This window comes from Nocardia australiensis, from assembly GCF_020733705.1.
Taxonomy (GTDB): domain Bacteria; phylum Actinomycetota; class Actinomycetes; order Mycobacteriales; family Mycobacteriaceae; genus Nocardia; species Nocardia australiensis.
This window is the reverse complement of sequence record NZ_JAJFZM010000001.1, coordinates 2,428,831-2,450,807: the sequence shown is the minus strand read 5'-3', so window position 1 is coordinate 2,450,807 and position 21,977 is coordinate 2,428,831. Positions and strand designations below refer to the sequence as shown.

Genomic DNA, 21,977 nt, shown 5'->3' with positions numbered 1-21,977 from the left:
TCAACCTTGCACTACCAGCTGGAATCGCTGACTCCGCGGTCCCGAGTCCGCTGCCGCGCAACCAATTCGACATCACTGAATTCCATTGCGGAACTGTCGCTCTCCCTGGCGCCGATAGCGCCCCGACGCTCGTCGGCATCGGGTGGCGCGAGCGAAACTGACGGCCGCTCAGGGGTTTCGGCGGTGAAGTCCGGCATGCCTTCGACCAGGTCGGACATCTTGGGCAGTCGTGCCCGTCGATCGTTCAAGGGAACCATCAGGTCCTGCCCCTTACGCGCGACGTCGGTGAATGCCTGCTGCGCGGCGGCCGTCACCGCCTTCGCGATGTCGGAATAGCTGAGCTCATCGACGCCGGGCCCGAACTTGGTTTCGATTATGGCGCCGTCGGCGTTCACCGTGACCGTCACCCGTTTACGCACTGTCGCACTGGCGGTCAGCTGCGCGCGCTGCTGCTGGACTCGGGCGATATCGCGCATCTGTTGCTGGACTTCATCGAGTACCGCGGCCAACTCCGACTTCGCGTGTTCATTAGTCATGCGCCGCGCCGATCTCGGATCATTGGAAGCCGTCGCTGTTCGAGTGGTCCATCTTTCGCAGCAGCTCGGCCGAGGTGGTCTGACCGTTGGAGAAGTTGTCGAAGCTGGCCGCGGCGTTTTTGATGTTGGTGAACAATTTCTCGCGCGACACCTTGTAGCCCTGGTCCCCTTCGAAGAACTGGTCGCCCAGCTTGTCCTCGCCCCACGGCTTCCCGCGCCCGTGCAGCGACCCCTCCAATGTGGACAGCACAGAATTGACGCGATCGCGAACATACCCGGTCTTGTGGGCAGCCTTCTCGAACAGCTCCGCGTCGTGCTTCAGATTGTCCGACATCGCGTTCGCTCCTCGTGTGCTCCTGCGGTCGCCCGCGCCCTTCCTTTAAGACACTGCGATTCGAACGATGACAGCCGATTGCGACTCATCCGTGACCCGAACATGAACGGAAAGTACCGTGGCAGTTACACCGCGTTCAGGGGGTGCTGTCGGCGCGACGGATCACCTTTTCCCCCGCGTTGCGACGTCAGCCGCACATTTATGGCAGACTCGGCGGGCACGATGCGGCCGATCGACGACCGTACGCGGAAGTTGATGCGGAGAGTTGGGGTCGTGATGGATCTGAGCTCGATCGAGCGCCGAGTGGCCGAAGATCGAGGGGCTGCGATCGACAGATCGATCGAAGCCCAGTTGAAACTGGCTACGTCACTGTGCGATCTCGCCAAAGCACTGGTCGCCACGAAGAACGGTTCGGACCAAGACCGAACGGCCGAGGCATTGGCGCCGGCACAGGAGGCCGTCGCGATTCGGCTGCACTGGCTCACCGCCGGGCATGTTTCGGCACAATTCGCGGGCGAGGTGCAAGACGCACTGCGGGTATTCGAGCAGGCCGCACGCCATATCGGCCATCGAGAGCTGGCGGCCAACACCATTCGCAGTGCCTGCCGCGCCTACCGTCAGGTGGCGCACACCCATCCACAGGCCGCGAGTGTGTGCGCCGACGGCCTGTCGAAATGCGGTGTGTGGTTGTGCCGCCTCGACCCGAATACCGCCGTCGCCGCATCCGAGGACGCCGTGCGGATCCGCAGCAGGCTCTTCGCGGCGAATCCGGACCAGTCCGGCAAGTACCTCGCGAGCTTGAGCACGCTGCTGCGCACTCTCATGGTGGGCAGGCAGCGCAAACAGGCCGTCGCGATGTACCGCGAACAGTACGCGGCGCTGACCTCGCCCGAGATGACACAGCGATTGCGTCAGACCCGGATCGAGGAGATCGATCTCACCGCCAAGTCCTATGGCGCGCTCGCGAAGCTGGAATGCGCGACACTCGAGCGGGCCGGTCGGCTGACCCAGCAGCAGATTCTGTACCAAACCGCGGGCGACCTATCCACGATCGAAGAGATCAACTGGAAGCTGGCCCTGGTCGGGATCAAACCGCTGGCCCCGGGCGCCATGCCCGATCCCCCGTCGCGACCGGTAGAAATCGCCACCTCGTTCGGGGCATTGAGCGTGCGCTGCTCGGCGCCGGACGCCCTGGCCCAGATCCGGGACGCCGTGATCGCCGCCTATGCCGCCGACGGCGCCGCCCCCGCCGAAGGTGCCACTCACCTCGGCGATGTCGAAATCATTTGGAGCGCGGCCGATCTCGAACTGAACACGGCCGAACGGCTGGGTGACGACATGGTGCTGTTGGAACAGACCTACCCCGGCTCCGTCATTGTCATGAGCCTGAAGTGGGAAATCGCGCCGGTTGGTAAACATCCACTGGCACTGCACCTTTCGACACGATGGCCGGTAATCAGCGTGGCGGCCACCGAGAACATGTCCTACGAGTTGTGCCGATACGAGGGGGGCAACGCAGTACAGTACGCCGCTCTCGGCCGGCCGGCGGGCCAGGTTCCTCTCGATAAACCCCTGGCACCCTTGAACTTCGCGACCCTCGCCGACTACGGCGCGGACTACGCCTCCGAAACCCAGGTACGCGCCGCATTCGGCAACTCCCCGATGTTCGCCAAACTCACCCACCTACCGGCCAGCGGCATCCGCCAAGCTGCCGATGCCGTCCCCAACACCGACCTGATGTTCTTCCAGAAGGTGAAGCTTAAGGCAGTCGACTAGCTAGACACCGGCCTGTGGACTCGGCCGGATGACGACACGGCAAGATCAATCGATGTGCGAGTTCTATTACAGCGAGTGACCGCGGCCAGAGTGACCGTTGACGACCACGTCGTCGGTCACATCGACCCGGCCGCACACGGTGCGCCGCACGGCCTGGTCGCCCTGGTCGGCGTCACGCATGGCGATACCGAGGCGACCGCGAAAACCCTGGCGGACAAGGCGTGGCGGCTGCGTATCCTCGACGGCGAACGCTCCGCCGCCGACCTGGGCGCGCCTTTTCTGGTGGTCAGCCAGTTCACCCTCTACGCCGACACCACCAAGGGCCGCCGCCCCTCCTGGAACGCCGCCGCGCCGGCTCCAATCGCCGAATCGCTCGTCGACGCCTTCGTCGCGACCCTCCGTAACCTCGGCGCCACCGTGGCCACCGGCCGCTTCGGCGCCCACATGCACGTCGACCTGACCAACGACGGCCCGGTCACCGTGCTACTCGAGGGCTGAGCCCACACCACCTCCGGCCACCTGGCGTGCGGTCCGATCACGCATCGCGATGCATTACCTTCCCGCGTTGGCTGCGATTGCACTATCCCAAAGTCGCTCCGGTTCAGGCGAATCGAGCGCACCGCGACGGCGGCGACCTACCCTCGCGGTCTTCAGTGGGTCACGATCCAGTCCGCGATATCCCTGACAACTTCGGCGTCGACATGCTGTAGCCGTTGATAGTCCGCGGGCAGGGATGGCTCGCTTCCCGGGAAGAACAGATGATCGTCGGCGGCATAGGTCCGTATGGTGACCTCCGGCCGGTCGGCAAGCCCGGACCGCCATCCGGCCAGATCGTCGGCCACCGTCACCTGATAGTCGCGCTCGCCCTGCAGAATCAGCATGGGCTTGTTCAGCTTCGCCGCGGCCGCCACCGGATCGTAGGCACGCAGGTCCAACCAGTACGACGCTGCCATTCCGAACGGCAGATCCTCCGCTGGGGTGCCCGGCGAAAGTTCCTGACTATCAACCAGTTTCGCCTGTTCGATCACGGTCTCGATGGGCGGAAACGCCGCGATGAACTCCGGGGCGACCTCGGCAAGGTGCCGCAGCACCCGCACCAGGCCCCACTGCATCGGATGGGTGTCACCGGCCAGAATGACCATGCCTGCCACCCTCGGCTCAGCCGCTACCACTCGGGGCTGCACCTTTCCACCCAGGCTGTGCCCGACCAGAAAGATCCGCTCGGCATCGACAGCCGGGATCTCGCCGAGCAGCCCGATGCCCGCGAGCGCGTGCGGCACATACTCCTCATGCAGCGTGAATTCGGTTGCCGCCGAGGTCTTCTCGGGGTGGGCGCAGGTAACCTTGTCGAATCGCAGCACCGCGATCCCACGACTGGCCAGACCCCACGCGATATCCCGGTATATCCGATTCGGCCCGACCGTTCCCTCACGATCGAATGGCCCGCCACCGGCAAGCAGCACTACCGCCGGATAGGGCCCGTCACCCCGGGGGACGGTCAACGCACCCTCGACGGCGAGCTCACCGGAACCGACAGTGACCTCCTGCTCGTCGAATGCGGCCGGATTCGCGTAGTCCGGCGTCTGCCACGACTCGGTTCGCTCCATGGTGTCCTCCACAGCTTTCTTATTATTCTCAACTTTGCGAAAGGTATCATAGATGAGAAGATAAGCGATATGGACTCCATGGAACTACTGGCTCACCCGGTACGCCTGCGGATCGTGCATGCCATGTCGGGCGGGCAAACCCTGACAACAGCGCAGCTGTGCGCCCGAATGCCCGATGTCTCGAAGGCCACCGTCTACCGCCATGTCGAATTGCTCGCCACCGGAGGCATTCTCGAAGTCGTCGGCGAACAGCGCGTGCGTGGCGCGGTCGAACGCCGCTATCGGTTGCGCCGCGAACGTGCCGTCATCGACGCCGATCAGGTGGCATCCGCTTCCCCCGAGGATCACCGCGGAATCTTCACCGCAGCGATGGCCACTCTGCTCGCGGAGTTCAACACCTACCTCGACCATAACGGGGCCGACCCCACGAAAGACCTGGTCGGCTATCGCCAGCACGCCATATGGCTCGACCCCGAAGAACTCGCCGGCCTGATTACCGACCTGCGAGCCGCCATCGTGCCTCGAATTAAAAACAAACCGGGACAGGGCCGTTCGCAATACCTACTCAGTCCGATCCTATTCCCCATCGGCGATTCGGACGCGACCGTCGCCCCAAAGCGGGACAACTCGGGCTAACTCGAGACCAATCGGTCCTATGGTGGAGTTATGGGGAATTCGACGGATGAGAGCACCGACCAACGTAACCTCCATGCCCGCCGCGCCGCATCGTTCGGCGGACATGCCGCCGAGTATGCCGACCACCGACCGGACTATCCGGCGGCCGCCATTCAGTGGGCCTTGGAGCCACTCGGGCAGCAGCGCTCGCTGGTTGTCCTCGACCTCGGCGCAGGCACCGGCAAACTCACCGAGGGGCTATTGGCCGCAGGTGCCGAACCGGTGGCCGTTGAACCCGACGCCGAGATGCGCGGCGAACTGATCGCGCGGTATCCCAGCGTGACCACGATCGCGGGCACCGCGGAATCGATTCCACTGCCGGACGCTTCGGTGGACGCGGTGGTCGCCGGGCAAGCGTTCCATTGGTTCGACCCCGAGCGGGCCTTCCCCGAGATTGCCCGCGTGCTGCGCGACGACGGTGTGTTCGCCGGATTCTGGAATACCAACGACAAGTCCGTCGAATGGGTCGCCGGTCTCAACGAGGTCGCCCGATTTCGGGCCGTCGTGCCACCGCAGGCATCCGAAGCGGATCGCTTCCCGAAGCACCCGCTGTTCCCGGAATTCGATATCGCCCGATTCGCCCATTCTCAGCGACGCACCGCCGAATCCCTGACGGCCACAATCGGAACCCATTCACACACCTTGGTGATCCCCGAGCAAGAGCGCGTCGCACTACTCGGCCGCATCCTCGACTACTTGCACAGCAGGCCGGAAACCGCCGAGGGCGAGTTCGACCTGCCCATGGTCACTCTGACCGTGCGCGCGGTCTGCCACCGCTAACCGGCCGCACGCCAAGGCCACTGGGTACCTGCGCAACCACACAGCGGCAAATGCGGTACGGCTCAACGATATTCGAGTAGTTGCCTACTCGGGTGGGTGACCGCAGGTTCGACATACGCTTTCCGCATCGTTGAAAGTTAGTCGAAGCGGAAAGGAAATCCCCTCGCCGCGAAAGGCAAGGTCAGACCAATAGCCGCGGGTGGAAGGAACGACGCCACCGATCCAGCGACGAGCTGGGATAGCGCCGGCGGCACCGGCCGATCGACAGAACGTCGAAACCGGTGTCACAGTGCGTAATTCGCCGTGTGGGCCGAGCCCGCGGCATCGGTGCGATCGGGTCTCGCCGCGTGATGTCGCCGAACCGATCGCCACCACTGTTGTTCGGGCGCAGGCAATGTCGAGACTATTCGGAACGTAGCGTCAGAATCCGAGGGCCGTCCTCGGTGACGGCGACCGTGTGCTCCCAATGTGCGGCGCGGGTGCCGTCCAGCGTCACCACGGTCCAGTCGTCGTCGAGCACCTTGGTCTGAGTCGTGCCCAATGTCAGCATCGGCTCGATCGCGAGTACCGATCCCACCACCAGTCGTGGCCCCTTGCCCGGGTCGCCTTCGTTGGCGAGGAACGGATCCAGGTGCATCTCCCGGCCGATGGCGTGCCCGCCGTAACCGTCGACGATGCCGTAGGCCCGGCCGTGCTCCTCTTCGGCGGCGCGAGTGCCGAGCTCGATGGCGTGCGAAACGTCCGTCAGCCGGTTACCGGGCACCATTGCCTCGATACCTGCTTCCATGGACAGCTTCGTCGCCTCACTCAGCAGCCGATCGGCATCGATGATCGGGCCGACGCCGAACGTCCACGCCGAATCACCGTGCCAGCCTTCAAGAATCGCGCCACAGTCGATGGAAACCAGGTCGCCCTCGGCCAGGATCTCCTTGCCGGTCGGAATCCCGTGCACCACACGGTCGTTCACCGATGAGCAGATCGAACCGGGGAACCCGTGATACCCCTTGAAGGACGGCACCGCGCCCGCGTCGCGGATCACCTGTTCGGCAACCTCATCCAACTCCAATGTCGAAACACCGGGCTTGGCGGCCGCTCGCACCGCGACCAGCGCACGCCCGACGACGGCGCCCGCCGCCGCCATGGCGTCCAGCTCGCCCGCGGAGCGGAACGGCACCACCTTCTTGTTCTTACGTCCGAAGACCAAGGGTTAGTGTCCTAGCGCTTGTAGGGCGCGTACGTTGACCTCGTCGACCTCGCCGACGCCGTCGACGGTGAGGACCAGCCCGTCGTAATGCTCGAGCAGCGGCTCGGTCTCCGAGCGGTACACCCGAAGCCGGTTGCGGATCACGTCTTCGTTGTCATCGGCGCGGCCACGCGACAGCATCCGATCGACCACGGTGTCCTCGGGCACCACGAAGCACAGCACCGAGTCGAGCTTGGTGTCCATGCCCGCGAGGATCTTCTCCAGCGCGTCGGCCTGATCGACCGTGCGGGGGTAGCCGTCGAGCACAAAGCCGTTCACCGCGTCCGGTTCAGCGACCCTGGCCTCGACCATGCGGTTGGTCACATCGCTGGGGACCAGGTTGCCCGCGTCGATGTACTTCTGCGCTTCGCGGCCCAACGGAGTCTGCTGGGAGATGTTGGTGCGGAAGAGGTCCCCGGTGGAGATGTGCGGGACACCGAGCTTTTCGGACATGAGATCGGCTTGGGTGCCTTTGCCGGCACCCGGCGGTCCGAGCAGTACAACTCTCACTTAAGGAACCCTTCGTAATTTCGATTCATCAGCTGGCTTTCGATCTGCTTCACGGTGTCCAGGCCGACGCTCACCATGATCAGCACCGCGGTGCCGCCGAACGGCAGGTTCTGCGCGCCACCGTCGGAACCAATATCGAGGAACAGGTTCGGCAGGACAGCAACAAGACCGAGGTAGATCGAGCCGGGGAGGGTGATACGGCTCAGGACGTAACTGAGATAGTCGGCGGTCGGCTTACCGGGCCGGTAACCCGGAATGAAGCCACCGAACTTCTTCATCTCGTCGGCGCGCTCCTCCGGGTTGAAGGTGATCGCGACATAGAAGTAGGTGAAGAACACGATCAGACCGAAGTAGATCGCGATGTACACCGGGTTGCCCGGGTTCACCAAGTATTTCTGGATGATCTCCTGCCACCAGCTCTGATCGGTCGCCCCGCTCGACGACGTCAGCTGCGCCACCAGGTTCGGCAGGTACAGCAGCGACGACGCGAAGATCACCGGGATAACACCCGCCTGGTTGACCTTCAGTGGCAGATAGGTCGAGGAGCCGCCATACATCTTCCGGCCGACGACGCGCTTGGCGTACTGCACCGGGATTCGGCGTTGGCCCTGTTCGACATAGATCACCGCGGCGATGATCGCCAGCGCGGCCACACACACGAGGCCGAAGATCAGGCCACCGCGGCTGTCGAGAATGCCCTTACCCTGCGACGGGATACGGGCGGCGATACCGGCGAAGATCAGCAACGACATACCGTTGCCGACACCGCGCTCGGTGATCTGCTCGCCGAACCACATCACGAGTGCCGCACCGGCGGTCATCACCAGCACGATGATGATCATGCCGAAGATGCTGGTGTCGGCGAGGATGTCCTTCTGGCAGCCCTGCAACAGCTGACCTCGGGCCGCGAGCGCGACCAGACCGGTGGCCTGCAGGATCGCCAAGGCAACCGACAGATACCTGGTGTACTGCGTCATCTTGTTCTGGCCGGTTTGGCCCTCTTTACGCAGTTCCTCGAACCGCGGGATGACGACGGTCAGCAGCTGGATGATGATGCTGGCGGTGATGTAGGGCATGATGCCGATCGCGAAGACCGACAACTGCAGCAGGGCACCACCGGAGAACAGGTTGATCAGCTGGTAGATGCCTTGGGAGTCACCACCGGAAACCAGGTTGACGCATTCCTGGACGTTCTTGTAATCGACACCGGGGGACGGCAGCGAGGCACCCAAGCGGTACAACGCGATCAACCCCAGCGTGAAGAGGATCTTCCGCCGTAAGTCCGGAGTCCGGAAGGCCGATACGAAGGCGGAAAGCACAGATCCTCCTGGCGAACGACATGGTCATGCCATGGACATTTTCAGCGAAGTCCTGGTCGGAGACGCGTATCCCATGACGGGGCGTGGCAGACAACTATTGAACTCTAACAGTGGCACCAGACGAGTCTTCAGTCGTCCGGTGCCACTGCGATCAGAGTACGTCAGCCCAGCTCGGTGACAGTGCCACCGGCCGCGGTGATCTTTTCCTTGGCGGAACCGGTGACCTTGTCGACGGTCACCTGGACCGCGACACCGATCTCGCCGTCACCGAGGACCTTGACCAGCTGGTTCTTGCGAACCGCGCCGGCGGCCACGAGCTCGGCCTTGCCGATCTCGCCACCCTCGGGGAACAGTTTGGCGATCGCACCGACATTCACGACCTGGTATTCCGTACGGAACGGGTTCGTGAAGCCCTTGAGCTTGGGCAGCCGCATGTGAAGCGGCATCTGCCCACCCTCGAAGGCGGCCGGAACGTTCTTGCGAGCCTTGGTGCCCTTGGTACCGCGGCCCGCGGTCTTGCCCTTGGAGCCTTCACCGCGACCCACCCGGGTCTTCTCGGTCTTGGCGCCGGGAGCCGGACGCAAGTGGTGCAACTTGATGGTCATGTCAGACCTCCTCAACTGTTACGAGGTGGCGCACGACGTTGATCAGGCCACGGTTCTGAGGAGTGTCCTCACGAACCACGGTCTGGCGAATCTTCCGCAGTCCCAGTGTGCGCATGCTCGCGCGCTGGTTCTCCTTGGCGCCGATGACGGACTTGATCTGGGTCACCTTGAGCTGGGCCTTTTCAAGATCAGCCATTTACCTGGCACCTCCCGCTGCCTGAGCGCGTGCGCGCAGCATGCCCGCGGGGGCAACGTCCTCGAGGGCCAGACCGCGACGGGCCGCGACCTCTTCGGGACGCTGCAGCATCTTGAGTGCCGCAACCGTCGCGTGCACGACGTTGATGGCGTTGTCGCTACCGAGCGACTTCGCCAGAATGTCATGAATGCCAGCGCATTCGAGCACGGCACGAGCCGCACCACCGGCGATCACACCGGTACCCGGCGAGGCCGGACGCAGCATGACGACACCGGCCGCCGCTTCGCCCTGCACCGGGTGGGTGATGGTCGAGCCGATCATGGGAACGCGGAAGAAGCTCTTGCGAGCCTCCTCGACACCCTTCTGGATGGCCGCGGGAACTTCCTTGGCCTTGCCGTAGCCGACGCCGACCAGACCGTTGCCATCACCGACGATCACGAGGGCGGTGAAGCTGAAGCGACGACCACCCTTCACGACCTTGGAGACACGGTTGATCGCGACGACACGCTCGAGCTGGTTCTTCTCGGCCGCGTTGTCGCGACGGTCACCGCCGCCACGACGGTCGCGGCCACCGCCACGGTTGTCGCGGTTGTCGCCGCCACCGGCGGCACCATTCTGCTGTCCGGCGGGTCCGTTGCCGCCGTCACGCCGTTGACGTCCCGGCATCAGACGTTCCTTCCGTTGATGAAATCGAATCGCGAGCTGAGTTGAATGCTCGCTCCGCAAGCTCCGCTCATTAGAACTTCAACCCACCTTCGCGAGCGGCATCGGCCAGCGCCGCGATGCGGCCGTGGTAGTCGTGACCACCACGGTCGAACACTACGGCCTCGATACCGGCAGCCTTGGCACGCTCGGCCAGCAAGGCGCCGACCTTCTTGCCCTTGGCCGACTTGTCGCCTTCGGTGGCACGCACATCGGCCTCGATGGACGACGCGGCGGCAATGGTCTTGCCGATCGAGTCGTCGATGAGCTGCGCGTGCAGGTGACGCGAGGAGCGGTTGACCACCAGACGCGGACGCTCGGTGGTGCCGACAACCTTCTTGCGCAGACGGAAGTGCCGGCGGGTCTTGGACAGCCGACGCGTGGTCGACACATCCTTGCCGCGCGGAATGCGCTTGGCCTTCTGGTTTTCGGTTTGCGCCATGATCACTTACCCGTCTTTCCGACCTTGCGGCGAACGACCTCGCCGGCGTAGCGGATGCCCTTGCCCTTGTACGGGTCAGGCTTGCGCAGTCCGTGGATCACAGCGGAGATCTGGCCGACCTTCTGCTTGTCAATTCCGGACACGGAGAACTTGGTGGGCGATTCCACCGCGAAGGTGATGCCCTCCGGGGCGTCGATCGGCACCGAGTGGCTGTAGCCGAGCGCGAACTCGAGGTTCGAGCCCTTGGCCTGGACGCGGTAACCGACGCCGAAGATTTCCATCTTCGTCTCGTAGCCCTTGGTTACACCCTCGACCATGTTCGAGACCAGGGTGCGGGTCAGGCCGTGCAGCGCGCGGCTGCGGCGCTCGTCATCCGGGCGAGCGACCTCGAGCTGGCCGTCTTCGCCCTTGACGATGGTGATCGGCTCGGCGACCGTGTGCGACAGGGTGCCCTTGGGACCCTTCACCGACACGCTCTGACCATCGAGGGTCACCTCGACGCCGGCCGGAATTGCGATGGGCTTCTTGCCAATACGCGACATTGTCCTACCTCCGCTTACCAGACGTAGGCGAGGACTTCCCCGCCTACACCTTGCTTGGCCGCCTGGCGATCGGTGAGCAGGCCGGTCGACGTGGAGATAATCGCCACGCCGAGGCCACCCAGGACCTTGGGCAGGTTGGTGGACTTCGCGTACACACGCAGACCCGGCTTCGAGACGCGACGCAGGCCCTGCAGGCTGCGCTCACGGCTGGGGCCGTACTTCAGGTCGACAACGAGGCTCTGGCCGACGGCCGCTTCCTCGGTGCGGTAATCGGCGATGTAGCCCTCGCGCTTGAGGATCTCGGCAATGTTCGCCTTGAGCTTCGAGTGCGGAGCCTTCACCTGATCGTGGTACGCCGAGTTGGCGTTGCGCAGACGTGTCAAGAAGTCCGCGATCGGATCAGTCATGGTCATGGTTAGACCTCGACACCTTTCTCGCTGCGGTTCCCATACACCACCGACACAGTCGTACCGGTCGTGGGCCTACAGCAATGGGGCTGGTCCGGCCGACATTTGCCGACCGGATGAGTTCTCTTACGAGTTCTCGGTGCCCAGGCAGTCCACCGCCCGACGCAGTCACTGAATCAGGCGCATACGGACACAGAGGTGCCCAGGCAACCGGTCTAGTGTAGACGGGCGCCTGACCTCGGCAAAATCCGGGCGAAATGAGCCGCTGCCACTCGAGATCGTTGCTGCCGTCCGAAACGTATGCCACCGTACACATATGTCGTTGAAGCGGACGATGGTCTACGCCGACGCCGACGACCTCGCGACGATCAAAGAGGCCGCGGCCCGCAGGCTCCGCTGGGCTCGGTGCCACCGGAACAGAAATCGTCATCGCGGACACCTCCGGACTGCTCGCGGCTTTCGATACCTCCTCCGCTGACAGCGATGGCGCCTTCTACACTCTCGAAGCCGCCGGTCTGGTCGCGCTGTCTCCGTTGATCCTGGCCGAGTTCGACCAGGTCGGCCGACGTGCACTCGGACAGGCACACGCGATCTCGATGATCGAAGACATCACCGCTCGAGCCGATCTCGGACTGTTCGAAATCACCACGCTGACTACCGACACTCTCGATCAGGCCAACGCTGTACGGACGCTCTATCCCGCCCTGCGCCTCGACCTCGCTGACGCCGTTTGTGTCGCACTCGCCGCCAAGTATGAAACCAACACCGTGCTCACCCTCGATCGTCGAGACTTCCGAGCCCTCACGCCGCTGACATCACACAAGGCATTCCGACTGCTGCCGAACGACCTATGACCTACATCGAACCGAACCCTCGAGGTAGGCACTGTGGTCGAGACCAGGTTTGGACCATGCCGCGTCCGCCCATCGGACAGCCCGATCTCCCCGAGTACATGGCCAAGAAGGAGAATCACTCTCGAAGGCGAGCGTAATGCTTGCTCTGCGGCCTGAATCAGCCAACGACCAGGTGGAGCGTCTCGGCCAGCACTCGTGCTCCAGCGTCGATCTCATGATCGGTAGGAGTCGAGAATGATTCGTCCTTGTTCGGACGCCTCAACTCCAATTCTCCACCCCACCCACCGAATTCGAGCCCGAAGTGCGGATTAATATTCCCGGTATACTTTACCTGCACTCGATCTTTATCGACTGAAACTACCCTATCGAACTTATCCAGCACCTTCTCCGATGGATCAATTTTCGACAGTTTGAGCTCACCATATCGATTATTGCCATTTTCGAACCAGCAAGACACACTATCGTCGAATTGATCATCGACCGCAGACATATGCGGTTTGATCGTTATCTCACTCTGCTCGCCCCACACCCCCCGAACCAGGTTGAGAGCGCGCTTGCACAGCTCGTTCTCCGACCGGACCGCCGCTCCGCTCCCTCCACCTCCCGACCCATCCTCGCCACACGCAGAAAGCATAAAAACAGAAAAGACAGAGACCCCAGCAACAACCACCCGACCACGGACAGCCCCCCGCTTCGAAATCACTTGGCAAGCTCCCAATTTGTCGGATCCTCAAACCCATTGGCAACCGAATTCGGCCAATGATCCTTTCCATCAATCTTCGGGAAACCGTTGGGATGGCTGATGATATTCTTCAGCTCATTCGCAGAGATTTGCTGCTCCGCCATCAGACGAGTGTATTCGGTGATTGTCTGCTCGACGAAGAGCACAGCCTCACCGCACAAGTCGATCGTATCGGAGATACCCCACGGAGCTTCGACAACGGTTGCGACCTTGGTCAAAGCAGTCGCCAGTTTAGCCAGTAACTGCGCAAGGCGGTCCGCTAAGGATTTATAGAAATCCAAGCCTCCACGAGCAAGAGAAAGGAGCTGTTCATGCACTTTTTCGCACATATCATTTGAGGTAGAGAGTGCTGTTGTCTGATTGGTCCGCGATACCGCATAGCGCTGTTGCGCCTTCCCTGACCAATGGCCATCCAGACTCAATTCGGTTCGCCCCTGCTCATTGTTGACATCGCGCACCTTGCTGGCCACTGTCTGCCAGTTCGCAGCATATTGAATGAACAGGAATGGCGCCGCGATTCCTTCCGCAGCTTCCTCGATCTTCTCGAGGAGCTTCTTGAGCTTCTCTTGGGCCGCATCCCTGTCGCTCGTATACGTCATATAGAGAGCGAGGCTCAGCACCTTCAGCCTATCGAATTTGTCGTTGAGCTCCTTGGGCTGCTTCTTCCATTCGTCCTGCTGCTTCTTGAAGTTCTCAACCGCCTCATCGAGATCCTTCGTCGGAAAATCCGCCATTAGATACTGAACCCCATATCACCTTGAGCTTGCCTGATACCCGCCGCTTGTTCGGTATCTTGCTGCTCAAATGTTCGCGCCACTTTATATAGGGCGCCACCGATGTCGCTGGCCGACTGGCTACCTTCGTTGAGACGATCCTGAATATATACTGCCGTCTCAGTGTATTTGCCCCAAGGGATCTGGAAAATACCGAACTGTAGACGCGAGAACTTCAACTCGTCTATCGACTGCGCAGTTCCGGACAGTCCGGTTTTGACAACACCATCCCACGATCTGGCAACATTTTCGAGGAGCTGCAGTTCAACTTTGAGGTCATCGGTCATCAGTTATCATTCTCCATTAGTTGATATCCATGCCTGACGAGACGAGACATCAACTCCGCGTCGGACTCTCGATCGAGGTACTCATCTCTTGATAGAGTCGGCTTCATAGATCGAATCGACTCCACGCAGCCGAGGATGTCCTGCGTAATCGCGAACGGCTCGGCATTGACGGCCCAGGCCGGGTCTATCGTGATCGACTTCAATCCGGAGCCGCTGGCGGTAACCGTCATGGTCGGCTCGTCGAAATCATTCAGCCACGGACTGTTGGCCGCATACTCTCCCTCGCCGAGTAAACGTCCGAAACATTCGTTGTACTCATCATAACTTCGGGTACGCAGCAGGGTCGGAGTTATTTCCCGCAACGACGGGACGCTCGACACAGGACGCTCGCCGATCTCTGCGAAATGCAGCGCCATCTCGTAGACCGAAAATCGAAAGGCAGCCATTATCGATTCACCGTACTGCGACGCGGAATATTCGCTCTTCCAGTGCCGACCGAAGGTGATCTCGGTTGGCAGCAGATCCGGACCTAGGAGCATTTTCACATACGGAGCCTTCCGAGGCACCTCAAATACGGCTCCAGCCCGGATATTGTCGGAATTCCGATAGTCGCCGTTGAAATCCGGCTCATCGCTATATGGATAGTGTCCGCGCATCAGCGCACCTTTTCACATTTCAGTCGGGCTTCTCGGCCACAACAAACTGAATCCTCTAGCAATACCCCGCCCCTTCCGACTGAATTCCGCATAGCGTTCACCGCTACTTACCCTCCGCAGCCTCCGAAAGCCATCCTCTAGCACTGGCCTTCGACGTTAGCTGGGCGAAACCCTACCGTTTTGGCCGTCCCGTCGGCAAGAGGTAAACATCCTCGCCGCCGCGAATTCAGTGAGGGGTCATCGAATACCCCGGACGTGCCGTCTGAAGTCCGATCATCACCTCCTGCCCGAGGCGACCGATCAGTGCTCCCGCGACATGTCCGGCTGCCTGTATCCGGCCGCGATCAATGCTTGGTGTGCTGCGGATAGCAGTAAGGGCACGGTCTCCGGGGAGACCGTGCCCTTATTGCTTGTTTTACTCAGGTGTGCGCGCTCACTTGGAGCGCGGGGTCACCAGGAGCTCTTGTGAACGCCCGGCAGTTCGCCGCGGTGCGCCATCTCGCGAAGGCAGACACGGCACAGGCCGAACTTGCGGTAGACCGCGTGCGGGCGACCGCACCGCTGGCAGCGGGTGTAGGCGCGGACAGCGAACTTCGGCTTGGCGTTGGCCTTGTTGACCAGTGCTTTCTTGGCCATATGCTCAGTTCTCCTTGAACGGGAAGCCGAGGTGCTTGAGCAGCGCGCGGCCTTCTTCGTTGTTGGTCGCAGTGGTCACAACGGTGATGTCCATACCGCGCGGGCGGTCAATGGAGTCCACGTCGATCTCGTGGAACATCGACTGCTCGCTCAGGCCGAACGTGTAGTTGCCGTTGCCGTCGAACTGCTTGGGCGACAGGCCACGGAAGTCGCGGATACGGGGCAGCGCGATGGAGACCAGGCGATCCAGGAACTCCCACATGCGATCGCCACGCAGCGTGACCTTCGCACCGATGGGCATACCCTCACGCAGCTTGAACTGCGCGATCGACTTGGTCGCCTTGCGGATCTCCGGCTTCTGGCCGGTGATCAGCTCCAGGTCCTTGACGGCGCCGTTGATCAGCTTGGCGTCACGGGCGGCGTCACCGACACCCATGTTGACGACAACCTTGACCACACCCGGGATCTGCATCACGTTGGCGTAGTCGAACTCGCCGTTCAGCGCGTCCTTGATCTCGGCGCGGTAGCGCGCCTTCAGGCGCGGCTGGGTCTTTTCAGAGGTGGTCATGTCAGATGTCCTTCCCGTTCTTACGGGAGATCCGGACCCGCTTGCCGCTCTCCTCGTCGGTGCGGTAACCGACACGGGTCGGCTTGCCATCGGAGTCGACGACCATCACGTTCGAGGCCTGGATCGGGGCTTCCTGAGTCACGATGCCGCCAGAGGAGGCGCCGCGCTGGTTGGTGGAGTTCGCGACGTGCTTCTTGATCCGGTTCACGCCCTCGACCAGGACCTTACCGGTCGCCGGGTAGGCCTGGATGACCTTGCCCTTCGCGCCCTTGTCCTTACCCGAGATGACGAGCACGGTGTCGCCCTTGTGCACCTTCATGTCAGAGCACCTCCGGGGCCAGCGAAACGATCTTCATGAACTTCTTCTCGCGCAGCTCACGGCCGACCGGGCCGAAGATGCGGGTGCCACGCGGGTCGTTGTCCGGCTTGATGAGCACGGCGGCGTTCTCATCGAACTTGATGTAGGAACCGTCCGGACGGCGGCGCTCCTTGGTGGTGCGCACGATGACGGCCTTGACGACCTCACCCCGCTTGACGTTGCCGCCGGGGATGGCATCTTTCACAGTGGCGACAATGATGTCGCCGATACCGGCATAGCGACGGGACGAGCCACCGAGAACGCGGATGCAGAGGATTTCCTTCGCACCCGTGTTGTCGGCGACACGCAGTCGCGACTCCTGCTGAATCACTTCAGCCTCCTTGACCTGGATGTATACGCACGCCGGATTGCCGACCCGACGGGCATGGTCCTATTGCCACCCGAACGCGCGCCTGCCAGCGATTTCCTGGATCACGAGGACCCAACCACTGGGGGTTCGCGGCCGAATCGCGGGCATAGCTCCCGCTGGCAACCGGTCTAGTGTAGGCGAATGCGCAGGTCGGCCCAAATCCAGGGTGATACCGCACCCGATGACCTCTCAGCGCTGGGTACCCGCGCCGAGCGAATCCGCGCCGATGCCCCGCCGCGCCGGTAGCCTCGCTCGCAGTTGCTGTTGGTACACGTGCGGCGTCGCCGCATCGGGGAGAGGATTCACGTGGCATCTTCCGGTCGTCCGGTCCAGCTTGGCCGTCGCACCTTCCTGATCGCGCTCGGGGTGGTTCCGGCCGCCGCGACGCTGATGTCCTGCTCACGCGAGGACACGGCGCAGCTCACCGGGGTCGATCTGGGTGGTGCCGATAATGCGATCCGGCCGCAGGACGATCTGTATCGGCATGTCAACGGCACCTGGCTGCGCGACTACCAACTGCCACCGGACAAGGCGGCCGTCGGTGCGATCAGTGAGGCCAACGACCGAACCCAGCAACAGCTGCGCGAAATCATCGAGGGCATCAAGGATCCGGAGGCGGGTTCGGAGGCGCAGCAGATTCGTGACCTCTATGACGCCAGGCTCGATCTCGACACGATCGAACGCCTCGGTATGACACCGCTGGCCGACCTCTACGCCAAGATCGACGGCGCGGCGACCAAAGCGGATCTGGCCAAGGTGATGGCCGAGCTGCCGATTTCGGGCGTGATCGGCATCGGTATCGGCATCGATCGCAAGGACTCCACCAAATACATCCCGACGATCAGCCAGTCCGGTCTCGGTTTGGGCGAGCAGTACTACCGCAAGCCCGAGTACTCGACGCAGCTGGCCGGTTATCAGACCTACATCGAAAAGATGTCCGCTGGTGCGGGTTTCGCCGATCCGCCCGGGATCGCGAAGCGGGTGGTCGATCTAGAGACCAAGCTCGCGGCCGGGCACTGGGACAGCGTGCGCAACCGGAATACCGACGCCACCTACAACCTGATGAGCTGGTCCGAATTGACCGCGCTCGGACCGCAATTCGATTGGGATCCGTGGATGGCGGGCAATACCGACCGGCCCCGCCAGCTATTCGATCAGCTGGTTGTTTCCCAGCCGTCGTTCGTGACCGCGGCGGCGAAACTGTGGGCCGAGGTCGATATCGCGGTGTGGCGTGAATACCTGCGAACCAGCGTGACCGCGAACTTCGCCCGGTTCCTCCCCAAGGTCATCGCCGATGCTCGTTTCGATTTTGTCGGCAGGGTGCTCAACGGCATCGACGAACGCCCGGAGATGTGGAAGTCGGCAGTGGGTGTCGTGGATGAGAATCTCAGCGACCAGCTCGGCAAACTGTATGTCGACAAACACTTTCCGCCGCATGCCAAGGATCGCGCCGAGGAAATGGTCGCCGATCTGATGGCCGCGTACAAGACCAACTTCACCGATTCCACCTGGATGTCGCAGCCGACCCGGGAAGCCTCGATCGTCAAGCTCGACAAGATCGAGGCCAGGATCGGTTATCCGGACTCCTGGGACGACTACTCCGATTTGAAGATCACCCAGGGCGAGCTCGTCGAATCACTCCTCGCTGTCAACACTTTCCAATCGAAGAAGGCATTCAATCGATTGGGCACTCCGGTGGACAAGTCCGAATGGGGTATGTCGCCACAGACGGTGAACGCCTACTACGCCCCAACCAGTAACCAAATCACGTTCCCCGCCGCATATTTGCAGCCGCCGTTCTTCGACAAGGACGCCACGACCGCGGTCAATTACGGCGGTGTCGGGGCGACCATCGGGCACGAGATCGGGCACGGCTTCGATGATCAGGGCTCTAAATACGACGCGGACGGTAATCGCCGCGACTGGTGGACCCCCGAGGATATGGCCGCGTTCGAAGCCAAGACACAGCGGCTCATCGATCAGTACAACGTCCTTGTCCCCGAAGGTCTCGATCCCAAATACCATGTCGACGGCGCGCTCACCGTCGGCGAGAACCTGGCCGACCTGCGCGGACTCCAGATCGCGCTGGAGGCGTACCGCATCGCGGCACAGCGCGAGGGCATCGAACCGGACTACCAGCAGATGTTCCTGTCCTGGGCACGCGGCTGGCGGGACAAGCAGACCGAGGAAGCCACCATTCAGGGGCTACAGGACGTCCACTCCCCCAACGAGTTCCGCTGCAACCAGGTGGTCCGCAACCTCGCCGAGTTCTACAACACCTTCGGCGTCAAGGAGGGCGACAAGCTGTTCATGCCGCAGGATCAACGCGTCAGTTTCTAACCGTCCTTGCCGGCGAGTAGGCCGTCGACCAATGCTCGCAGGCCATATTCATAGATGTCGGCCGAGGTGAGTTCGCCCCAGCGCGGGCCGAGGGCCGCTAAGCGGGGCAGGGTTTCGGGGTCCAGGTCGGCGAAGACCGACGCACGGTAGGTGGGTCGGTCTTCGGCGGCGCGGCGGGCCGATTTGGCGTGCGAAATGAGACTGCCCGCGGTGTAGTGCCAGATCGCACGGTAGGCATGGACGGCCGTTTCGGGGGCCAGGCCGGCACGCATGGCGGCATCGATGACGGATTCGCTCACCCAGAGGGCCGCGACGCCGAACAGATCGTCCGCCACGAGCACGTCGACGATCCAGGAGCGAGCGGCGAGCACATCATGCATTGCCTTGGCGGCGACCAAGATTCGCTCGCGGGGATCCTCCGGCAGATCGGGCCAGACGACACGGTCGGCGTAGTCGTTCAGCAGCAGCCGTAGTAGGTCCTCCTTGTCGCGCACATGGTGGTAGAGCGCCATCGGCGTGCAGCCGAGTTCGGTGGCCAGGCGGCGCATCGTCAGCTTTTCCACGCCGTCGGCGTCGATGACCGAATGGGCCGCGGCGAGGATCTCCGGGAGCGAGATTCGCGGGGGCCTTCCGGTGCGGTTGCGCTGCGTCGACGGGTTCGGCATGACGTCCATCATCACCCATCTCCGAAGCAGGGTGTGGACACGGGACATCGATTGCGTTAGTTTTTATACATGTATAAGAACTGGCGCGAGCGGCCTGCCCTCGCCTTGACGGCGGTGGCCGTGGCGCAATTCATGGTTGCGCTCGATATGGCGGTGGTGAACGTCGCGCTACCCGCCATCCGCGCGGAGTTGGGATTCCAGCCGCTGGATCTGGCGTGGGTGGTACACATCTACGCGTTGACCTTCGGCGGGTTCCTCCTACTCGGAGGCAAGGCTTGCGACCTATTCGGGCGGCGCCGACTGTTCGCCGCGGGGCTGGTCGTATTCGGAATCGCTTCGATAGCAGGCGGTTTCGCGCAGGAACCCTGGCAACTCGTCGCCGCACGCGCCCTACAGGGCTTGGCGGCGGCGGCCGTGGCACCCGCCGCGCTTTCCACGTTGACCACCACCTTTACCGAGGGGCCAGCGCGGGTGCGCGCACTCGGGGTGTGGAGCGCGGTGAATGCCGCCGGTGGAGCAATGGGCGTGCTGGTCGGCGGGCTTTTGACCGAGTACGCGACCTGGCGGTGGGTAATGCTGATCAATATTCCGATCGTGGCGATCGCACTCGGCGCGGTGCTGGTCGGCGTCGCGGCGGATGAGCGAGGTCGCAACGGCGAACGGCTGGACATGGTCGGCGCGGTGCTCGCGACCAGCGGCGTCGGCCTGCTGGTGGTCGGCGTCGTGCGCACAGATCGTCACGGCTGGGCTTCGGGAATCACCTGCACCACGCTGGCCGCCGGTTTGGTCCTGCTGGCCTGCTTCGCCGTCGTGGAGGCACGGTTTGCCAGAACTCCGCTCGTTCGCCTCGGACTCTTGCGCAGCCGCTGGGTAACGGGCGCGAACATATTCGTATTCTTCGCCGCCGCAGGACAATTCGCCGCTTTCTACCTGATGTCGCTATACATGCAGCAGGTGCTCGGCATGAGCGCGGGGGCGACCGGGGCGGCGTTTGTACCGTTCTCGCTGGCCGTCATCGTCGGCACCATCGTCGCCACCCGCCTCGGGGCACGCCGTTCCCCCAAGACGCCCCTGGTCGGCGGCGGTTTACTCACGGCTGCGGGCATCGGCTGGTTCGCGCTGATCAGCCCCGACGGAAGTTTCCTAGCCGACGTGCTCGGCCCCTCGCTGGTCGGCGGCTTCGGCCTCGGTCTATGCCTGGCTCCAGTCGCCGCAGCCGCGACGATGGGCGTCAGCGGCCCGGAGGCAGGGATGGCGTCAGGCGTCTTCAACAGCGCCAGGCAACTCGGCGGCAGCGTCGGCGTGGCCGCGCTCGCCACAATTGCCGCGGGCCGCACCGGCACTCGAATCGACCCGATCGGGCTCAATGACGGTTACGCACTCGGTCTCGGCATTGCCGCGCTGCTGTTCGCCACCGCGGCGCTGGTCGCGGCCTCAATTCTGCCGTCGGCTCGCAGCAGATCTACAAGCGCACCGAAAGTGTCTCGCCACGAAGAACTTTCGGCCGCACGCCCCTAACGCACCACATCGAATACCCACCCCGAGAAAGGACTCTCAATGCCCCTGACACTGATCGATATGTTCGCCACCGGCCTGCACTTCTTGCCCGATGGCGAGGTACGACCGGGCGAGCGCCGGATGGCCACCGACCTCGGCGGCTGGCAACTCGCCACCTTCCACGTCGAAACCGACGCCGATGTCCATTCCGATGAATGGGAAGTCCACCCCGCAGCCGAAGAAGCCGTCTGCTGCCTCTCCGGCGCGCTGCGCCTCTACCTGCGACCCGAACATCCCGACGACCCGGAAACCATGGTGCGTCTGACCTCCGGCACCAGCGTCGTCATCCCCCGGGGACGCTGGCACCGCATCGAACTCGACCAGCCCTCCGACATCATGTCGGTGGGGTTGCGACGCGACACCAGACGGGAACCCGCAAACCTGGCTTAGGGCAGCGGGATTGTCTGCACCTGATCAGCCATCACGCCGCCATGGGATCAACACGCTTGCTTTGCCAGAAATCGACGTTGGATCGGTTGCAGGTGCTTGCAGGCCAA

29 protein-coding genes are annotated in these 21,977 nt (G+C 62.8%); 8 read left to right on the top strand and 21 right to left on the bottom strand.

What is annotated here, in order from left to right; genetic code table 11:
* Nucleotides 1-11: 11 nt before the first annotated feature.
* The gene (locus tag LKE06_RS11065) at nucleotides 12-536 is read right to left on the bottom strand and encodes a YbaB/EbfC family nucleoid-associated protein (RefSeq protein WP_227998528.1); all 525 of its coding nucleotides are present in this window, start codon (nucleotides 534-536) and stop codon (nucleotides 12-14) included.
* Nucleotides 537-555: 19 nt separating this feature from the next.
* The gene (locus LKE06_RS11060) at nucleotides 556-870 is read right to left on the bottom strand and encodes a hypothetical protein (protein WP_227998526.1); all 315 of its coding nucleotides are present in this window, start codon (nucleotides 868-870) and stop codon (nucleotides 556-558) included.
* A 276-nt stretch (nucleotides 871-1,146) separates the two neighbouring features.
* Here LKE06_RS11060 and LKE06_RS11055 point away from each other — a divergent pair, with 276 nt between their 5' ends.
* Nucleotides 1,147-2,646, top strand: coding sequence for a hypothetical protein (locus LKE06_RS11055; protein WP_227999401.1), 1,500 nt, complete (start codon nucleotides 1,147-1,149; stop codon nucleotides 2,644-2,646).
* Between the two features lie 54 nt (nucleotides 2,647-2,700).
* Entirely contained in the window at nucleotides 2,701-3,144 is a 444-nt protein-coding gene (dtd, locus tag LKE06_RS11050; RefSeq protein WP_227998524.1) for a D-aminoacyl-tRNA deacylase, read from the top strand.
* A gap of 152 nt (nucleotides 3,145-3,296) precedes the next feature.
* Here the strand turns inward: dtd and LKE06_RS11045 are convergent, their stop codons facing one another.
* Entirely contained in the window at nucleotides 3,297-4,253 is a 957-nt protein-coding gene (locus LKE06_RS11045; protein WP_227998523.1) for an alpha/beta hydrolase family protein, read from the bottom strand.
* A gap of 69 nt (nucleotides 4,254-4,322) precedes the next feature.
* On the opposite strand from LKE06_RS11045, the gene LKE06_RS11040 reads away from it, so the two are divergent.
* Both LKE06_RS11040 and LKE06_RS11035 read left to right on the top strand, forming a co-directional pair.
* Nucleotides 4,323-4,889, top strand: coding sequence for a helix-turn-helix domain-containing protein (locus LKE06_RS11040; RefSeq protein ID WP_227998521.1), 567 nt, complete (start codon nucleotides 4,323-4,325; stop codon nucleotides 4,887-4,889).
* Between the two features lie 30 nt (nucleotides 4,890-4,919).
* Entirely contained in the window at nucleotides 4,920-5,708 is a 789-nt protein-coding gene (locus LKE06_RS11035) for a class I SAM-dependent methyltransferase (protein ID WP_227998516.1), read from the top strand.
* A gap of 403 nt (nucleotides 5,709-6,111) precedes the next feature.
* On the opposite strand, the gene map is transcribed toward LKE06_RS11035, so the two are convergent.
* The 9 genes from map to rpsH all read right to left on the bottom strand — a co-directional run bounded on the left by map (nucleotide 6,112) and on the right by rpsH (nucleotide 11,680).
* The gene (gene map, locus LKE06_RS11030) at nucleotides 6,112-6,912 is read right to left on the bottom strand and encodes a type I methionyl aminopeptidase (protein ID WP_227998512.1); all 801 of its coding nucleotides are present in this window, start codon (nucleotides 6,910-6,912) and stop codon (nucleotides 6,112-6,114) included.
* A 3-nt stretch (nucleotides 6,913-6,915) separates the two neighbouring features.
* Nucleotides 6,916-7,461: an adenylate kinase gene (locus LKE06_RS11025; protein ID WP_227998510.1), complete on the bottom strand. Its 546-nt coding sequence runs from the start codon at nucleotides 7,459-7,461 to the stop codon at nucleotides 6,916-6,918.
* Nucleotides 7,458-8,780 (bottom strand): preprotein translocase subunit SecY, encoded by a 1,323-nt coding sequence (secY, locus tag LKE06_RS11020; protein WP_227998509.1) that lies wholly within the window; start codon nucleotides 8,778-8,780, stop codon nucleotides 7,458-7,460. Before secY ends, LKE06_RS11025 begins: the two co-directional genes overlap by 4 nt.
* A 161-nt stretch (nucleotides 8,781-8,941) precedes the next feature.
* The gene (gene rplO / locus LKE06_RS11015) at nucleotides 8,942-9,385 is read right to left on the bottom strand and encodes a 50S ribosomal protein L15 (RefSeq protein ID WP_227998507.1); all 444 of its coding nucleotides are present in this window, start codon (nucleotides 9,383-9,385) and stop codon (nucleotides 8,942-8,944) included.
* Nucleotide 9,386: 1 nt separating this feature from the next.
* Nucleotides 9,387-9,581, bottom strand: coding sequence for a 50S ribosomal protein L30 (gene rpmD, locus LKE06_RS11010; protein WP_227998505.1), 195 nt, complete (start codon nucleotides 9,579-9,581; stop codon nucleotides 9,387-9,389).
* The gene (gene rpsE / locus LKE06_RS11005; protein WP_227998503.1) at nucleotides 9,582-10,247 is read right to left on the bottom strand and encodes a 30S ribosomal protein S5; all 666 of its coding nucleotides are present in this window, start codon (nucleotides 10,245-10,247) and stop codon (nucleotides 9,582-9,584) included.
* A 70-nt stretch (nucleotides 10,248-10,317) separates the two neighbouring features.
* On the bottom strand, nucleotides 10,318-10,725 hold the full coding sequence (gene rplR, locus LKE06_RS11000) for a 50S ribosomal protein L18 (RefSeq protein WP_227998502.1): 408 nt from the start codon (nucleotides 10,723-10,725) through the stop codon (nucleotides 10,318-10,320).
* 2 nt (nucleotides 10,726-10,727) lie between these two features.
* Nucleotides 10,728-11,267, bottom strand: coding sequence for a 50S ribosomal protein L6 (gene rplF / locus LKE06_RS10995; RefSeq protein WP_227998500.1), 540 nt, complete (start codon nucleotides 11,265-11,267; stop codon nucleotides 10,728-10,730).
* A 14-nt stretch (nucleotides 11,268-11,281) separates the two neighbouring features.
* Complete coding sequence (rpsH, locus tag LKE06_RS10990; protein ID WP_227998498.1) at nucleotides 11,282-11,680, bottom strand: 30S ribosomal protein S8; 399 nt, start codon at nucleotides 11,678-11,680, stop codon at nucleotides 11,282-11,284.
* A gap of 416 nt (nucleotides 11,681-12,096) precedes the next feature.
* Between rpsH and LKE06_RS10985 the strand changes: the two genes are divergently transcribed.
* Nucleotides 12,097-12,528: a PIN domain-containing protein gene (locus tag LKE06_RS10985; protein WP_308188366.1), complete on the top strand. Its 432-nt coding sequence runs from the start codon at nucleotides 12,097-12,099 to the stop codon at nucleotides 12,526-12,528.
* Between the two features lie 157 nt (nucleotides 12,529-12,685).
* Here the strand turns inward: LKE06_RS10985 and LKE06_RS10980 are convergent, their stop codons facing one another.
* The 8 genes from LKE06_RS10980 to rplN form a co-directional block, all read right to left on the bottom strand.
* Nucleotides 12,686-13,231 carry a hypothetical protein gene (locus LKE06_RS10980; RefSeq protein WP_227998494.1) on the bottom strand — a complete coding sequence of 182 codons (546 nt, stop codon included), beginning with the start codon at nucleotides 13,229-13,231 and terminating at the stop codon, nucleotides 12,686-12,688.
* Nucleotides 13,228-14,004, bottom strand: coding sequence for a hypothetical protein (locus tag LKE06_RS10975; protein ID WP_227998492.1), 777 nt, complete (start codon nucleotides 14,002-14,004; stop codon nucleotides 13,228-13,230). The genes LKE06_RS10980 and LKE06_RS10975 overlap by 4 nt, the downstream gene beginning before the upstream one ends.
* The gene (locus LKE06_RS10970; protein ID WP_227998491.1) at nucleotides 14,004-14,330 is read right to left on the bottom strand and encodes a hypothetical protein; all 327 of its coding nucleotides are present in this window, start codon (nucleotides 14,328-14,330) and stop codon (nucleotides 14,004-14,006) included. The genes LKE06_RS10975 and LKE06_RS10970 overlap by 1 nt, the downstream gene beginning before the upstream one ends.
* Nucleotides 14,330-14,986 carry a hypothetical protein gene (locus LKE06_RS10965; protein WP_227998489.1) on the bottom strand — a complete coding sequence of 219 codons (657 nt, stop codon included), beginning with the start codon at nucleotides 14,984-14,986 and terminating at the stop codon, nucleotides 14,330-14,332. Before LKE06_RS10965 ends, LKE06_RS10970 begins: the two co-directional genes overlap by 1 nt.
* 450 nt (nucleotides 14,987-15,436) lie before the next feature.
* Nucleotides 15,437-15,622 (bottom strand): type Z 30S ribosomal protein S14, encoded by a 186-nt coding sequence (locus LKE06_RS10960; protein WP_014981705.1) that lies wholly within the window; start codon nucleotides 15,620-15,622, stop codon nucleotides 15,437-15,439.
* Nucleotides 15,623-15,626: 4 nt separating this feature from the next.
* Nucleotides 15,627-16,190, bottom strand: coding sequence for a 50S ribosomal protein L5 (rplE, locus tag LKE06_RS10955; RefSeq protein ID WP_227998487.1), 564 nt, complete (start codon nucleotides 16,188-16,190; stop codon nucleotides 15,627-15,629).
* A gap of 1 nt (nucleotide 16,191) precedes the next feature.
* Nucleotides 16,192-16,509, bottom strand: a complete 318-nt coding sequence (gene rplX / locus LKE06_RS10950) for a 50S ribosomal protein L24 (RefSeq protein WP_227998485.1) — start codon at nucleotides 16,507-16,509, stop codon at nucleotides 16,192-16,194.
* A gap of 1 nt (nucleotide 16,510) precedes the next feature.
* Nucleotides 16,511-16,879: a 50S ribosomal protein L14 gene (rplN, locus tag LKE06_RS10945; RefSeq protein ID WP_227998484.1), complete on the bottom strand. Its 369-nt coding sequence runs from the start codon at nucleotides 16,877-16,879 to the stop codon at nucleotides 16,511-16,513.
* Nucleotides 16,880-17,224: 345 nt separating this feature from the next.
* Between rplN and LKE06_RS10940 the strand changes: the two genes are divergently transcribed.
* Nucleotides 17,225-19,258, top strand: a complete 2,034-nt coding sequence (locus LKE06_RS10940; protein WP_308188341.1) for a M13 family metallopeptidase — start codon at nucleotides 17,225-17,227, stop codon at nucleotides 19,256-19,258.
* Here the strand turns inward: LKE06_RS10940 and LKE06_RS10935 are convergent.
* The gene (locus LKE06_RS10935) at nucleotides 19,255-19,923 is read right to left on the bottom strand and encodes a TetR/AcrR family transcriptional regulator (RefSeq protein WP_227998482.1); all 669 of its coding nucleotides are present in this window, start codon (nucleotides 19,921-19,923) and stop codon (nucleotides 19,255-19,257) included. The genes LKE06_RS10940 and LKE06_RS10935 overlap by 4 nt on opposite strands.
* A 69-nt stretch (nucleotides 19,924-19,992) precedes the next feature.
* Here LKE06_RS10935 and LKE06_RS10930 point away from each other — a divergent pair, with 69 nt between their 5' ends.
* The gene (locus tag LKE06_RS10930; protein ID WP_227998480.1) at nucleotides 19,993-21,441 is read left to right on the top strand and encodes an MFS transporter; all 1,449 of its coding nucleotides are present in this window, start codon (nucleotides 19,993-19,995) and stop codon (nucleotides 21,439-21,441) included.
* Nucleotides 21,442-21,480: 39 nt separating this feature from the next.
* Nucleotides 21,481-21,870 (top strand): cupin domain-containing protein, encoded by a 390-nt coding sequence (locus LKE06_RS10925; RefSeq protein WP_227998479.1) that lies wholly within the window; start codon nucleotides 21,481-21,483, stop codon nucleotides 21,868-21,870.
* Nucleotides 21,871-21,977 lie beyond the last annotated feature (107 nt).

Bases quoted from the DNA above. Each gene is read 5' to 3' on its own strand.
- LKE06_RS10935 (WP_227998482.1), bottom strand. From the start codon at position 19,923: ATGCCGAACCCGTCGACGCAGCGCAACCGCACCGGAAGGCCCCCGCGA.
- LKE06_RS10960 (WP_014981705.1), bottom strand. From the start codon at position 15,622: ATGGCCAAGAAAGCACTGGTCAACAAGGCCAACGCCAAGCCGAAGTTC.
- LKE06_RS11035 (WP_227998516.1), top strand. From the start codon at position 4,920: ATGGGGAATTCGACGGATGAGAGCACCGACCAACGTAACCTCCATGCC.
- rpsE (WP_227998503.1), bottom strand. From the start codon at position 10,247: ATGCCGGGACGTCAACGGCGTGACGGCGGCAACGGACCCGCCGGACAG.
- LKE06_RS11060 (WP_227998526.1), bottom strand. From the start codon at position 870: ATGTCGGACAATCTGAAGCACGACGCGGAGCTGTTCGAGAAGGCTGCC.
- LKE06_RS11045 (WP_227998523.1), bottom strand. From the start codon at position 4,253: ATGGAGCGAACCGAGTCGTGGCAGACGCCGGACTACGCGAATCCGGCC.
- LKE06_RS10975 (WP_227998492.1), bottom strand. From the start codon at position 14,004: ATGGCGGATTTTCCGACGAAGGATCTCGATGAGGCGGTTGAGAACTTC.
- rpsH (WP_227998498.1), bottom strand. From the start codon at position 11,680: ATGACCATGACTGATCCGATCGCGGACTTCTTGACACGTCTGCGCAAC.
- LKE06_RS10970 (WP_227998491.1), bottom strand. From the start codon at position 14,330: ATGACCGATGACCTCAAAGTTGAACTGCAGCTCCTCGAAAATGTTGCC.
- LKE06_RS10930 (WP_227998480.1), top strand. From the start codon at position 19,993: ATGTATAAGAACTGGCGCGAGCGGCCTGCCCTCGCCTTGACGGCGGTG.
- LKE06_RS11040 (WP_227998521.1), top strand. From the start codon at position 4,323: ATGGACTCCATGGAACTACTGGCTCACCCGGTACGCCTGCGGATCGTG.
- rplF (WP_227998500.1), bottom strand. From the start codon at position 11,267: ATGTCGCGTATTGGCAAGAAGCCCATCGCAATTCCGGCCGGCGTCGAG.
- LKE06_RS10965 (WP_227998489.1), bottom strand. From the start codon at position 14,986: ATGCGCGGACACTATCCATATAGCGATGAGCCGGATTTCAACGGCGAC.
- rplX (WP_227998485.1), bottom strand. From the start codon at position 16,509: ATGAAGGTGCACAAGGGCGACACCGTGCTCGTCATCTCGGGTAAGGAC.
- rplO (WP_227998507.1), bottom strand. From the start codon at position 9,385: ATGACCATCAAGTTGCACCACTTGCGTCCGGCTCCCGGCGCCAAGACC.
- rplR (WP_227998502.1), bottom strand. From the start codon at position 10,725: ATGGCGCAAACCGAAAACCAGAAGGCCAAGCGCATTCCGCGCGGCAAG.
- LKE06_RS11065 (WP_227998528.1), bottom strand. From the start codon at position 536: ATGACTAATGAACACGCGAAGTCGGAGTTGGCCGCGGTACTCGATGAA.
- LKE06_RS10925 (WP_227998479.1), top strand. From the start codon at position 21,481: ATGCCCCTGACACTGATCGATATGTTCGCCACCGGCCTGCACTTCTTG.
- LKE06_RS11055 (WP_227999401.1), top strand. From the start codon at position 1,147: ATGGATCTGAGCTCGATCGAGCGCCGAGTGGCCGAAGATCGAGGGGCT.
- rplE (WP_227998487.1), bottom strand. From the start codon at position 16,190: ATGACCACCTCTGAAAAGACCCAGCCGCGCCTGAAGGCGCGCTACCGC.
- rpmD (WP_227998505.1), bottom strand. From the start codon at position 9,581: ATGGCTGATCTTGAAAAGGCCCAGCTCAAGGTGACCCAGATCAAGTCC.